Genomic DNA, 14,100 nt, shown 5'->3' on the forward strand with positions numbered 1-14,100 from the left:
TTCTGTTAGTTAGGATAGCACACCTTAAGCTTACCATTTTGCACCATGGTATGATAGGAATAGGCTATCTGCTTGATGAAGTAGATGGTTTGAGCCGAAGGTCTCATTTTCTTTGGTGTAAAAACTTGCTTCATAGGCGTGAATCTTTTTGTTTAAATGAATACTACTTATTATTTGTTGATTTCAGAACGGGCTTGTCTTGAGGTGAGTTTTCCTCTTTTCTTAACCTGTTCTCTAAATTAATAACGGCGTCTCTGGCAATTTATTACATTCTGTCGAAATATTTTTTTCTTTTTCTCTCTATATATAATAAGGTATAGGGGGAAGAAGGAAGGGAAAAAGTGAGGAAAAAGGTATTTTAGATGATAAAATTGTGCTAAATCTTAAAATTTCTCGACAAAAAGTTTGTAGTTTAAAAGAAAAACTGTACTTTTGCAGTAGAAAATGAAGAACGAAGGAGAATCTTTTCGTTAAAAAGAAAGAAACGCCTCGTTTTAGTAACAAACAATTTAAAGGAAAAGCAATATGAATACATTCGTATCTACATCATGGTGGTGGCGTAACTCAAGATTCCAGAAGTCGTGAGTCGAGACGCCGTATGTGGATGTGAACAACATAATATACTAGGGGCCTGCCGTAACTTACGACAGGCCCCTTTTCTTTTACAACGAAAAATAAAAACAAAAATATAGGAGATATTAACTATGGAAATGAAGGACATTTTGAACAGAATGTTGAACCACGAGGAACTTTCTCGTGAGGAAACCCGAGACATCATTGTAGGAATCACCAAGAGTGAATTTCCTGAGGAACAGATTACAGCCCTGCTCACCGGACTGCAGATGAGAGGCGTAACGGTAGATGAACTGCTCGGTTTCCGTGATGGTATTCTTGCTACAGGCGTGCCAGCCATCCTGGATTGCGACCGCTACATTGACGTGGTGGGAACCGGTAGCGACCGCAAGAACACCTTTAACATTTCTACTACTTCCTGCTTCGTCATTGCGGGTGCGGGTTACAAGGTGGCAAAGCACGGCAACTATGCGGCTACTTCGGTGAGCGGTGCCAGCAACGTCATCAAGAACCATGGTGTTCAGTTTACCGATGATATAGACAAGCTGAACCGCAGCATCAACGAGGCAGGCATCGTTTATCTTCATGCCCAGCTCTTTGCCAAGGCAATGAAGTTTGTAGGTCCTATCCGCAAGGCTTTGCAGTTCCCTACCGTGTTCAATCTGTTAGGTCCTCTTGTCAATCCTAGTCAGCCTAAATGTCAGTTGCTGGGTGTAGCCAATCTCGACCAGATGCGCCTCTACAATCAGGTTTACCAGAAGTTGGGCATCGACTATGGTATCGTGAACAGCATCGACGGATATGATGAAATTTCACTCACCAGCGACTTCAAGGTAACCACCAACAACTATGAGAAGATTTTCAAACCACAGGATCTCGGTTTCGAGATTGCCAAACCTGAAGAGGTGAGAGGCGGAGCTACCGAGGAAGAGGCAAAGGATATCTTTGATGCAGTGCTTGAAAACCGTGCTCTCCCAGCCCAGAAGAACATCGTTCTCGCCAATGCAGCCTTCGGTATCCAGGTGATGGAGAAGGGCCAGAAGAACATTGAGGAATGTGTGGAGATTGCAAGAGAGAGTATCGATTCGGGTAAGGCGCTCGCTACCTTCAAAAAATTCGTAGAGATTAATAGATAAAGGGCTTTTTAAAGGTAAAAAGGTAAAAGGGTAAAAAGAGCCTTTAAAAGTAAAAAGGTAAAAGGGTAAAAAGAGCCTTAACCCCTTTGTTCCTCTTTGCGCCCCCGTTCCCAGCGATTCCATCGCTGGTCCCCCAATAAAGGTTAAAAGGTAAAAACGAAAAAAATGGCTGATATTTTAGAGGAAATTGTGGCTCATAAAAGGATAGAGATTGAGCAGCGCAAGCGCTTTATCCAGCCACGGCAGATGATAACCCTCACCGAGCAGAAGATGCAGGAGGATGGGGGAAAGGTGCCGGGCGGAAGCATGAAGGAGGCGCTGATGAACTCAGAGACGGGAATCATCGCTGAATTCAAGCGCAAATCGCCTTCCAAGGGCTGGATCAAGCAGGAAGGTAAGCCGAGTATCATCCCGCTCGCCTACCAGCAGAACGGAGCTTCGGCACTCAGCATCCTGACCGATATTGATTATTTCGGAGGATATGATGAGTATATTCAGGAGGCGCGCCATGTGGGCGTTACCCTACCTATCTTATATAAGAACTTCGTGGTTGAGGAATACCAGCTGCTGCAGGCGAGATACTGCGGAGCTTCTGCCGTGCTGCTCATTGCGGCCTGCCTGACTAAGGAGGAGTGTAAGCAACTCATGAACATGGCTCACCAGCTGGGCATGGAGGTGCTGCTCGAGATGCATAATGAGCGCGACTTCGAGTATGCTGAACTGGAACCGGATATGTACGGCATCAACAACCGAAATCTTGGAACCTTCTTTACGGATGTAGAGAACAGCTTCAGATTGGCAGAGAAACTTCCGAAGGATGTGTGCAGGGTGAGCGAGAGTGGTATCTCCAACCCGCAGACGGTTCTCTGGTTGAGAGAAGAAGGCGGCTTCAGAGGTTTCCTGATGGGCGAACAGTTCATGAAACAGGCAGACCCGGGCGTGGCGCTTCAAGAGTTTATCAAACAATTAAAATAAAAGAAATTATGAAATATGTAAAAGTGTGCGGTTTGCGCGACCCGAAGAATATAGAAGAGGTAATAAAGGCTGGTGCTACAGCCGTGGGTATGATTTTCTATGATAAAAGTCCTAGAGGTGTTACCATAGAAACTGATAGTGATAAAATTATCTTTAGAACAGAAATGGAGGATAAAATGCAGGTGCCTCGATTTGGTGTTTTTGTGAATGAATCCATAGAAACTGTGCTTCAAGTTTATTACGATTATTCGCTTAGCGTTATTCAGCTGCATGGAGAAGAGACCCCTGAATATTGCAGGCAGATGAGGGATAAAATGCAGAATATCTGGGAGAAGCAAATCGTGCCAGCTTATAGAAGTATAGGAAAAGAACTTCCTGCTAATTGCTGCTGTCAGATTGTAAAGACCATCAGTATTTCTAAACCTGAAGATCTTCAGAAATATAAGGAGTATGTAGGGGTTGTTGACTTCTTTCTCTTCGACACCAAGTGTGAAGAGAAGGGTGGTAGCGGTCAGCAATTTGACTGGAGCATACTGAACCAGTATGACGGAGATGTAGAATTTCTTTTGAGTGGTGGCATCGGTCCTGATGATTTAGAGCGCTGTAAGGCTTTCAACCATCCGAAATGTGGTGGAATTGATATCAATTCTAAATTTGAAGTTTCGCCGGGCATAAAGGATGCACAGAAAGTAAAGGAATTTATTGATGCACTCGGTCCTGAGTATAAGAGAGAAATAGAATAAACTGCAGATTTTTAATGATTAAAAATAAAGAGAGATGAACAAGATAAATGCATTATTTGCAAACAATAAAGAACGCAAGCTTTTGAGCTTGTATTTCTGCGCCGGATGCCCAACTTTGGAAGGTACCGGTAATGTAATCAAGGCGATGGAGCGCAAGGGGATAGATATGATTGAGGTAGGAATCCCTTTCAGCGATCCGTTGGCTGATGGTCCGGTGATTCAGAGCGCCGGAACCAAGGCCTTGAAGAACGGAATGATGGTGAAGAAACTCTTCGCCCAGCTGAAGGAAATCAAGGATGAAGTGCAGCTTCCACTCGTGCTGATGGGATATCTGAACCCAATCATGCACTACGGCATTGAGGCTTTCTTCAAGAGCTGCGTAGAGAGCGGCGTGAGCGGCACCATCATCCCAGATCTTCCTTTTGATGATTATCTGAAGGTGGTGAAACCCATTGCCGACAAGTATGATATCCGTGTCATCATGATGATTACGCCGGAAACCAGCGAGGAGCGCATCCGTTTCATCGATGAGCATACCGATGGTTTCATCTACATGGTCAGTTCGGCGAGTATCACGGGTGCCCAGAGCTGTTTCGGTGATGCCAAGTTGGCTTATTTCAACCACATCAACGGCATGAATCTGCGCAACCCTCGCATGATTGGTTTCGGCATCAGCAACAAGCAGACCCTTACCAGTGCGCAGGATAATGCGGCGGGAGCCATCATCGGCAGCAAGTTTGTTACCCTGCTCAATGAAACCGGTGATCCGGATCAGGCATTAGATAGGCTTTTTGAGGCACTCAAAAAGTAAGTGAAGAGTGAAGAACGAAGAGAGAAGAATTCATCCGTTTCGTTTGTGACTCAAGGGCGAAAGCCTAATTTAACATTCAACATTTAACATTCAAAATTAAAAAGCGATGTATCAAGTTGACGAAAAAGGATTTTTTGGAAAATTCGGAGGAGCTTATGTTCCTGAGATATTATATAAATGTGTAACCGAGTTGCAGCAGGCTTACAAGCCAATCATTGAGAGCGAGGAGTTCAAGAAGGAATACCGCGCGCTGCTCAAAGATTATGTGGGCCGCCCTTCACCTCTTTATTATGCCAAGCGCATGAGCGAGAAGTACGGATGCCAGCTCTATCTGAAGCGCGAGGACCTGAACCATACCGGTGCACACAAAATCAATAACACCATCGGTCAGATCCTCATGGCCAAGAAGATGGGCAAGACCCGCATCATTGCCGAAACCGGAGCCGGACAGCACGGTGTGGCTACCGCTACGGTATGCGCCCTGATGAACATGAAGTGTGAGATTTTCATGGGTGCCACCGATGTGGAACGCCAGCATACCAACGTAGAGCGTATGAAGATGCTGGGAGCCAAGGTGAACCCTGTGCGCACCGGTAACATGACGCTGAGCGATGCCTGCTCTGAGGCCATACGCGACTGGTGCTGCCACCCACAGGATACCTTCTACATTGTAGGTTCTACCATGGGTCCGCACCCTTATCCAGACATTGTTGCTAAGATGCAGAGCGTAATCAGCGAAGAACTGAAATGGCAGCTTGAGGAGAAGATAGGCCGCGACTATCCTGATTACCTCATCGCCTGCGTGGGTGGCGGAAGCAACGCTGCCGGAACCATCTACCACTATATTGATGATGACCGCGTGAAGATTTACCTGGCTGAGGCTGCCGGACACGGAATAGATACCGACTACACCGCTGCCACCATGCACTGCGGTACAGAGGGCATCATCCACGGAGCCCGCACCCTCGTGATGCAGACCGAAGATGGACAGATTGAGGAAGCCTTCACCATCAGTGCCGGTCTCGACTATCCGGGCATCGGCCCTATGCATGCCGATCTTGCCACTTCGGGCAGAAGTCATGTGCTCGCCATCAAGGATGATGAGGCCATCTACGCCGGTTACGAGCTCACCCGCATGGAGGGCATCATTCCAGCCATTGAGAGTGCGCACGCCGTGGCTGCCCTGAAGAAGATGAAGTTCAAGAAGGATGATGTGGTGGTGCTCACCGTATCAGGCCGTGGCGACAAGGATGTAGAAACGTATTTGAGCCATAAGGAAATGGCGGGAGAGTACGGAAACTTCTAATAGCAAAGATTTAATTAAAATGGCAAAGTTTAGTTACAAGACAGTTACCCGCAAGATTCTCGCCGACCTCTATACGCCGGTGGGAGTCTACATGCGACTGAGAGATATTTATCCGCAGTCGGCTCTGATGGAGAGTTCCGACTATCATGGCTCCGAGAATTCGCGCTCCTTCATCGGTGTGCATCCGCTGGCAAGCATCGCCGTAAGTCATGGTGAGGTCATCAAGACCTATCCCGACGGAAGTGTAGAGAAAGAGCAGCTTCCTGCCTTCGGTGCAGGTAAGGGCGAGGAGTGCAAGCTCGCCATCTCAAAGAGTATCAACGATTTCATCTCTTCCTTCCATGTTGAGGGCGAGAGCAAGGAATACTGCGGACTCTATGGTTTCACCACCTTCAATGCGGTGAGATATTTCGAAAACATCCCGGTTAAGGATACTACCATGGAGAAGAATGATGCGCCCGACATCTATTACATCATGTATAAGGACATCATCGTCTTCGACCATTTCAACAACACCATGGAGTTCATTGCGCTCCAGGAGAGTGAAGAACGAAGAGTGAAGAGTGAAGAATCCAATAGTTCTGTTGCTCAAGACTCTATTTCGAAAACTCAGGGAGAAGAGCAAGAGAATTCTTCACTATTCACTCTTCACTCTTCACTTCCAGAACTCGACGAGCTGCTGAAGGCGGTGAACAAGGCCAATGTGAAGCCTTACGATTTCCACCCGGTGGGCGAAACTACCTCTACCCTCACCGATGAGGAGCACAAGGCAAACATACGCCGCTGCATTCAGCACTGCCTGCGCGGAGATGTATTCCAGATTGTGGTGAGTCGCCGCTTCGTACAGAAATATGAGGGCGATGATTTCAAACTCTATCGTGCGTTGCGCAGCATCAACCCTTCGCCTTACCTCTTCTATTTCGACTTCGGCGGTTTCCGTATCTTCGGTTCTTCGCCTGAAACCCACAACCGCATCGTGGGCAATAAGGCATTCATCGACCCGATTGCCGGAACCACCCGACGCACGGGAGATATGGAGCAGGACCGCAAGGCTGCCGAATTCCTGCGCAACGACCCGAAGGAGAATGCTGAGCACGTGATGCTGGTAGACTTGGCGCGAAATGATCTGAGCCGCAACTGTCATGGGGTGAAGGTAGATTTCTACAAGGATATGCAGTTCTACAGTCATGTCATCCACCTCGTGAGTCGTGTGAGCGGAGAGTTGGATGAGCATGCCGACCACATCAAGGAGTTTATTGATACCTTCCCTGCCGGCACGCTGAGCGGTGCGCCTAAGGTGAGAGCGATGCAGATTATCTCAGAGCTGGAACCTCACAACCGCGGTGCCTACGGAGGCTGCATCGGTTTCATCGGTCTGAACGGTGACCTGAATCAGGCTATCGTCATCCGTACCTTTATCAGCCGAAATGGCGAACTCTGGTTCCAGGCGGGTAGTGGAGTAGTGGCAAAGAGCAATGATGAGTATGAGCTGGAAGAGTGTAACAACAAGCTTGGTGCGCTGACCAAGGCGATTCACATTGCTGAAGAGTTGTAATAGTGATTAGTTGTTAGTGATTATTTCTCACTACTCAATAATCAATAATAAATAATCAATAATAAATAATCAATAATAAAAGATGAAAGTAGTAATCATAGATAATTACGATTCCTTTACCTATAATCTGGCCCATCTGGTAAAGGAGTTGGGAGCTGATGTTACGGTTTACCGCAACGACCAGTTCCAGTTGTCGGAGCTGGAGCGTTTCGACAAGATTATTCTCAGTCCGGGTCCGGGCATCCCTTCGGAGGCAGGACTGCTGATGGATGTTATCCGCAAGTATGCGGGCCGCAAGCCGATGCTGGGCGTCTGCCTGGGCCATCAGGCCATAGGCGAGGCGTTTGGAGCCAAGCTTACCAATCTTTCTGAGGTGTATCATGGAGTGGCTACCCCTTGCACCCAGTTTGGCAACGATGTTATTTTCGACGGGTTGGACAAGCGCATAGAGATTGGCAGATACCACTCTTGGGTGGTAGACCGCTCGGGATTCCCTGACTGCCTGGACGTTACGGCAGTAAGCGATGATGGTTGCATCATGGGTCTGAAGCATAAGAACTATGGTATTCATGGTATCCAGTTTCATCCGGAAAGCGTGCTGACGCCAGACGGCAAGAAAATGGTGAGAAACTGGTTGGAAAAAGCTTAATGACCAATGACCTTAATGACCACCATGACCGCATGGTGGTTGTTAAGGTTTTTTGTTTTATGATAAGAAACAGCAAAGCCTGACGCTCTCTCGAGTGTCAGGCTTTAATAATTAACCAAGTCTTACCCCTCGCTACAATCCTCTCACGAGTTTCGCGAAGCATATTACCTAAACTGATTTTTCCAAAAATGGAAAATTAAATCTTTTTATTTTTACAATCAATCCCTTTACATATCCCAAGCCACTGCACTCGCACCGAGTACGGCAGCAGAACTACCATCAAGGGTAGAAACAAGGAACTTAGCCTTGCCCTTGAAGATGCGGAGCACGTGCTCATCATAAGCCTTCTGGATAGGCTTCATGATCAGGTCGCCAGCCTTTGTCAGACCACCGAAGAAGACGAAAGCCTCTGGAGAAGAGAAGGCAGCGAAATCAGCGCAAGCCTCACCGAGCATCTTGCCGGTGAACTCATATACGCGCTGCGCCAGCTTGTCGCCTTTGCCTGCAGCAACGCTCACATCATAAGATGTAATGTCTTCTGGGTTCATTTCGCGGAGCAATGAAGGCTCATCACTCTTCTCAAGGAACTCGCGTGCTGTGCGAGCCACACCAGTGGCAGAGCAGTAAGCCTCGAGACATCCTGTACGGCCACATCCACAGGTACGGCCTTCTTTGCCACGTACCATGGTAACGTGACCCAATTCGCCAGCGAATCCATCGCAGCCGTAAACCATCTGTCCGTTGATGACGATACCAGAACCAACGCCTGTACCGAGTGTAACGTCGATGAAGTTTTTCATGCCTCTTGCTACACCGTATGTCATCTCGCCGAGCGCAGCAGCGTTGGCATCATTGGTCATACCTACAGGCAAGCCGCCGAGGGCTTTGCTGAACAAATCAGCCAATGGCACTACTCCGTCGTGTGCCCAAGGAAGATTTGGAGCAAACTCAATGGTTCCATTATAATAGTTTGCGTTTGGCGCACCGATACCCATTGCCTTGATCTTGTCAATGCCGCCTACTGTATCAATGATAGGCTGGAGGGCTTCTACGGCTGCCTTCACATAGTCTTCAACTTTTCCGTAACCGCCTGTCTTGATGGCAGTTGTTGCTTTGATCTCTCCGCGAGCATCTACGATGCCGAAAACTGAATTTGTACCGCCGAGGTCAAGGCCTATTACGTACGGTTTAAGTGTATTATCTGTCATGTTAATTATTTAAAATTAGTTAGAATTATTTTATTTCTCGGCAAAGATACTGAAAACTTTTGAATCTCGTTTATTTTTAAATATAAAAAATTTTAATTTTCTTTTTTTTCTGCCAGATGATTTGCTGTCCGAAGTTTCTCTGTTGCCCTAAATCCTGTTTATATTCATGCAGAACATCCGCGTAATCCGTGTAATCCGTGCCCGAAAATATAAAAAACGGATATAAAATGAACTTTTAGGCGAAAAAATTGTGCTTTGTGCCCGAAATTTTGTAACTTTGCCGCCTGTTAGAAATTGTAACGATACTAATAAGATGAATTTAGCATTTCCAATTGAGATAAACATCCTTGACTTCATATTCAAAGGAATTGTCATCGGTGTTCTTGCCTCAGCCCCTATGGGTCCGGTAGGCATCCTATGCATCCAGCGCACGCTCAACAAGGGCCGCTGGTATGGGTTTGTAACAGGTGTGGGTGCCGCATGCAGCGACATCGTATATGCCTTATTCACAGGCTTGGGCATGAGTTTTGTGATGGATTTTGTGAGCAACTCCGAGAACAAGTTCTATCTTCAGATTTTCGGAAGCCTGATGCTCCTCGTGTTTGGAATCTACTGCTTCAAGAGCGACCCGATGAAGAACATGCACAAGTCGAGCAACAAGCAGGGTACCCTGATGCACAACGGCATCACGGCGTTCCTCGTAACACTCTCCAATCCGCTCATCGTGTTCCTCTTCATGGCCACCTTCGCGCAGTTTGCTTTCGTCGTACCGGATATGCCGGTAGAAATGGGAGTAGGGTATCTCAGCATCGTCTTCGGAGCCCTGCTGTGGTGGTTCGGACTCACCTGGCTCGTCGACAAGATTAGGAACAAATTTGATACCAACGGCATCGTCATTATCAATAAGGTAATAGGCAGCGTGGTCATCATCTTCTCCATCATCGCTCTCTTCGGCACGATTTTCAATCTGTATCATCTGCCGGAATTTTAAAGAGTTTATAGTTAATAGTTTATAGTTTATAGGGGCTTTAGCCGCTTTAGAGTTTATAGTTAATAGGGCTTAAGCTCGTTTCTTCTTATACAGAAAAAATGTTTGTAGCACAAGAATTAAGAAAGAAAAGTATCGCAGAATACTTATTATATATGTGGCAGATTGAGGACATCATCCGAGCTTACGGATGCTCGCTGCCTGTCATCAAGAAAAATTATGTAGACCGGTTCGACTTTACACCCGAGCAGCGCGAGGAAGAACTCGACTGGTTTGGCAACCTGATTCGCATGATGAACGAGGAGGGAAAGCGCGAGGGAGGACACCTTAATATTAATAAGGTGATACTAAAGGACGTCATTGACCTGCACGGCATGCTGCTGCAGAGCACCAAGTTTCCTATCTACAATGCCGAATATTACAAGGTGCTGCCTTTCATAGTAGAGCTGCGCCAGCGGGGCGACAAGGATCTCAACGAGATTGAAACCTGCCTCGATGCCCTCTATGGTGTGATGATGCTGCGCCTGCAGAAGAAGGAAATTACGCCCGAAACCGAAAGGGCCATCAAGGAGATTACCGTCTTCATAGGTCTGCTCAGCGATTATTACATCAAAGACCGAACCGAGGGACTCAAGTTTGATGATGACGACATGTAGTGATTAGTTATTAGTGATTAGTTATTAGTGATTACTTTTTAGAATATACATTATATATATACAACAGGATGAACGAAATAGAAAGAAGAAGAACATTTGCCATTATCTCTCACCCGGATGCTGGTAAGACAACATTGACCGAGAAGTTTCTGCTTTTCGGTGGACAGATTCAGGTGGCAGGTGCCGTAAAGAATAACAAGATTCGCAAAACTGCGACTTCTGACTGGATGGATATTGAGAAACAGCGTGGTATCTCGGTATCTACATCTGTAATGGAATTTGATTATCTCCCTGCTGGACAGGAGGGAGAACCTTATAAGGTGAATATTCTGGATACTCCAGGTCACCAGGACTTCTGCGAGGATACCTACCGCACACTTACAGCCGTAGATTCAGCCATCATCGTGGTTGACTCTGCCAAGGGTGTGGAGGCACAGACCCGCAAACTCATGGAGGTGTGCCGCATGAGAAATACCCCGGTAATCATCTTCATCAACAAGATGGACCGTGAGGGACGCGACCCGTTTGATGTGCTCGACGAGTTGGAAGAAGAGCTCAAAATCAAGGTTCGCCCGCTGAGCTGGCCTATCGGTCAGGGCGCTCGTTTCAAGGGCGTTTACAACATCTACGAGCATCAGCTGAACCTCTTTACCCCTAACAAACAGCGAGTTACCGAGAAGGTAGAGGTAGACATCCAAAGTTCAGAACTCGACGAGCGGGTTGGTGAACGTGAGGCTGCACAGCTGCGTGAGGAACTGGAACTGGTAGATGGTGTTTACCCTGAGTTTGAGGAAGAAACCTACCGCTCAGCCGAGGTAGCTCCAGTGTTCTTCGGTTCGGCGCTGAACAATTTCGGTGTTCAGGAACTCCTCGACTGTTTCGTTCATATTGCCCCATCTCCTAGACCAACCCAGGCAGAGGAGCGACTGGTGAAGCCTGAAGAACCTAAGTTCAGTGGTTTCATCTTCAAGATTACAGCCAATATTGATCCAAACCACCGCTCCTGCATCGCTTTCTGTAAGATATGCTCGGGCAAATTTGTGAGAAATCAGCCATATTACCACGTGCGCTTGGATAAGAACGTGCGTTTCTCTTCGCCTACCCAGTTCATGGCACAGCGCAAGAGTACCATTGACGAGGCTTATCCGGGTGACATTGTAGGTTTGCCAGACAACGGTATTTTCAAGATAGGAGATACGTTGACGGAGGGAGAGAAGATGCATTTTCGCGGTTTGCCAAGCTTCTCTCCACTCCTTTTCAAGTACATCGAGAATGATGACCCGATGAAGAGCAAGCAGTTCCAAAAGGGATTGGAGCAGCTCATGAACGAGGGTGTGGCGCAGCTCTTCGTCAACCAGTTCAACGGCCGCCGCATTGTGGGCACCGTGGGTCAGCTGCAGTTCGAGGTTATCCAGTACCGCCTGGAGAACGAGTACAACGCCAAGTGCCGCTGGGAGCCTGTGCATCTTCACAAGGCTTGCTGGATAGAGGCAGATGACGAGAAGGAACTCGAGAACTTCAAGAAGCGCAAGTACCAGTACATGGCCAAGGATATTGAGGGGCGTGATGTCTTTCTTGCCGATTCGGGCTACGTGTTGAGCATGGCGCAGCAGGATTTTGAACACATCAAGTTCCATTTCACATCGGAATTCTAAATCAATGTAAAAAAGATGGATGAAGAAATTCTAGATTACAACGAGCAGAAAGAGGGATGGGTCAGTAAGATGGTGGATTGGCAGAAAAAACATATTTCTGACCGCCAGATGACCCTTATCCTGGCTTTTATCATCGGCCTTCTGGCGTCGGTGGCAGGATATTTCCTGCACGGCATTGTGCACGAAATACAGTTGCTGCTCACTTCGGGATTTAACAAGGGCACCTATAACCTGCTCTTCCTGCTCTTCCCGATTGTGGGTATTTACCTCACCATGCTCTTTATTAAATATGTGGTCAGAGATAATATTTCCCATGGTATCACCCGTGTGCTTTACGCCATCTCTACCAAAAATTCCAAGCTCAAGGCCCACAACTGCTGGTCATCGGTGGTGGCATCAGGCATCACCATCGGTTTCGGTGGTTCCGTGGGAGCCGAGGCTCCTATTGTGCTCACGGGTTCGGCCATCGGCTCAAACCTGGGACAAATCTTCCGCATGGACAAGAAAACCATGATTCTGCTGGTGGGCTGTGGCGCTTCTGCAGCCATTGCTGGAATCTTTAAGGCGCCTATTGCCGGACTCGTGTTTACACTTGAGGTGCTGATGGTAGACTTGAGCATGGCTTCCTTGCTGCCTATCCTTATCAGTTGTGTAACAGCTACTTGCTTTACTTACATCCTGATGGGCTCCAAGAGCCTTTTCGATTTTACGCTTACCAGTCCGTGGGCGCTCGACAGGGTGCCTGCCTGCCTTTTGCTGGGCATTTTCTGCGGCTTGGTGAGCCTTTATTTCATGCGCACTATGTCGGTGTGCGAGGGCTTCTTTGCCAAGCTTTCACCTTATCCATACGTAAAACTGCTGTTTGGTGGACTGATTCTTAGTTCGCTCATCTTCCTCTTCCCTTCGCTCTACGGCGAGGGCTATTCGGCAGTCAACGTGCTGCTGAAGGGACAGAATGTGGAAGACTGGGGGCAGGTGATGAGCCGTTCGCTCTTCTACGGGCACAACCAGCTGCTCATCCTCTACATCGCCCTGGTAACCTTTACCAAGGTTTTTGCCACCTCGGCAACCAACGGCAGTGGCGGATGCGGTGGTACCTTTGCCCCTTCGCTCATCATTGGCGGTTTTGCCGGTTTCCTCTTTGCGCGCCTCTGGAATGTGAACCAGGTGGGCGTCTACATTCCTGAGCAAAACTTTACACTCTTGGGCATGGCGGGCCTCATTACGGGCGTGATGCATGCCCCGCTTACGGGCATCTTCCTCATCGCCGAACTCACGGGCGGCTACCAGCTCTTCATGCCGCTGATGATAGTGTGCATCTCTTCGCTGCTCACCATCAGCATCTTCGAGAGCCACAGCATCTACGCCCTGCGTCTGGCAAGAGAGGGCAAGCTGCTCACCCACCATATTGACAAGGCTGCGCTCACGCTGCTGGGCATGCAGGATGTCATTGAGAAAGATTATCATCCGGTAGGTCCGGATCTGCCGATGAGCAAGCTGGTGAGTGAGATAAGCCGCAGTAACAACAACTTCTTGCCGGTTCTCGACAAGGCGGGCGTGCTGCTGGGAGTAATAGATATTACGAAGATTCGCCACATCATCTTCCGCACCGAACTGTATCAGCATTTCACCGTGCGTCAGCTGATGATGCAGCCTTCTGCCGTTCTTACTGAACATGACAGTATGGACGAGGTGATGCAGAAATTTGATAAAACCGATGCTGCCCAACTGCCAGTGGTTGATGTGGCAGGCATACTGAAGGGTTACATCAGCCGTACTAGAATCTATTCCATGTACAGGCAGATTGTAGCGGATATGTCGGCAGAGTAGGAGTTTTAAGTGAAG

The 14,100-nt window shown here is 47.8% G+C and carries 13 protein-coding genes; 11 read left to right on the forward strand and 2 right to left on the reverse strand.

Going from position 1 to position 14,100, the window contains the following annotated elements; all coding sequences use genetic code 11:
* Positions 1–5 precede the first annotated feature (5 nt).
* Positions 6–134, reverse strand: a complete 129-nt coding sequence (locus ACWJAO_RS02000; RefSeq protein WP_022120798.1) for a hypothetical protein — start codon at positions 132–134, stop codon at positions 6–8.
* 570 nt (positions 135–704) lie between these two features.
* Here ACWJAO_RS02000 and trpD point away from each other — a divergent pair.
* The 7 genes from trpD (at position 705) to ACWJAO_RS02035 (ending at position 7,748) form a co-directional block, all read left to right on the forward strand.
* The gene (gene trpD, locus ACWJAO_RS02005) at positions 705–1,709 is read left to right on the forward strand and encodes an anthranilate phosphoribosyltransferase (RefSeq protein ID WP_449139089.1); all 1,005 of its coding nucleotides are present in this window, start codon (positions 705–707) and stop codon (positions 1,707–1,709) included.
* Between the two features lie 165 nt (positions 1,710–1,874).
* Positions 1,875–2,684, forward strand: a complete 810-nt coding sequence (trpC, locus tag ACWJAO_RS02010) for an indole-3-glycerol phosphate synthase TrpC (RefSeq protein WP_449139090.1) — start codon at positions 1,875–1,877, stop codon at positions 2,682–2,684.
* 8 nt (positions 2,685–2,692) lie between these two features.
* On the forward strand, positions 2,693–3,427 hold the full coding sequence (locus ACWJAO_RS02015; RefSeq protein WP_449139091.1) for a phosphoribosylanthranilate isomerase: 735 nt from the start codon (positions 2,693–2,695) through the stop codon (positions 3,425–3,427).
* 34 nt (positions 3,428–3,461) lie between these two features.
* Entirely contained in the window at positions 3,462–4,238 is a 777-nt protein-coding gene (trpA, locus tag ACWJAO_RS02020; protein WP_449139092.1) for a tryptophan synthase subunit alpha, read from the forward strand.
* Between the two features lie 106 nt (positions 4,239–4,344).
* Positions 4,345–5,544: a tryptophan synthase subunit beta gene (gene trpB, locus ACWJAO_RS02025; RefSeq protein ID WP_022121018.1), complete on the forward strand. Its 1,200-nt coding sequence runs from the start codon at positions 4,345–4,347 to the stop codon at positions 5,542–5,544.
* 19 nt (positions 5,545–5,563) lie between these two features.
* Complete coding sequence (locus ACWJAO_RS02030; RefSeq protein WP_449139093.1) at positions 5,564–7,099, forward strand: anthranilate synthase component I family protein; 1,536 nt, start codon at positions 5,564–5,566, stop codon at positions 7,097–7,099.
* Between the two features lie 82 nt (positions 7,100–7,181).
* A complete protein-coding gene (locus ACWJAO_RS02035) occupies positions 7,182–7,748 on the forward strand; it encodes an anthranilate synthase component II (protein WP_449139094.1) in 567 nt (188 codons plus the stop codon).
* Positions 7,749–7,975: 227 nt separating this feature from the next.
* Here the strand turns inward: ACWJAO_RS02035 and ACWJAO_RS02040 are convergent, their stop codons facing one another.
* Positions 7,976–8,956, reverse strand: a complete 981-nt coding sequence (locus ACWJAO_RS02040; protein ID WP_449139095.1) for an ROK family protein — start codon at positions 8,954–8,956, stop codon at positions 7,976–7,978.
* 313 nt (positions 8,957–9,269) lie between these two features.
* Between ACWJAO_RS02040 and ACWJAO_RS02045 the strand changes: the two genes are divergently transcribed.
* The 4 genes from ACWJAO_RS02045 (at position 9,270) to ACWJAO_RS02060 (ending at position 14,085) form a co-directional block, all read left to right on the forward strand.
* Complete coding sequence (locus ACWJAO_RS02045; protein WP_118253816.1) at positions 9,270–9,947, forward strand: LysE family translocator; 678 nt, start codon at positions 9,270–9,272, stop codon at positions 9,945–9,947.
* A 98-nt stretch (positions 9,948–10,045) separates the two neighbouring features.
* Positions 10,046–10,600, forward strand: coding sequence for a DUF4924 family protein (locus ACWJAO_RS02050; protein WP_006846332.1), 555 nt, complete (start codon positions 10,046–10,048; stop codon positions 10,598–10,600).
* A 68-nt stretch (positions 10,601–10,668) separates the two neighbouring features.
* Entirely contained in the window at positions 10,669–12,255 is a 1,587-nt protein-coding gene (locus ACWJAO_RS02055) for a peptide chain release factor 3 (protein ID WP_117692056.1), read from the forward strand.
* A gap of 69 nt (positions 12,256–12,324) precedes the next feature.
* Positions 12,325–14,085, forward strand: a complete 1,761-nt coding sequence (locus ACWJAO_RS02060) for a chloride channel protein (protein ID WP_449139128.1) — start codon at positions 12,325–12,327, stop codon at positions 14,083–14,085.
* The last annotated feature ends 15 nt before the right edge of the window (positions 14,086–14,100 follow it).

It is taken from the genome of Segatella sp. (genome assembly GCF_977051555.1).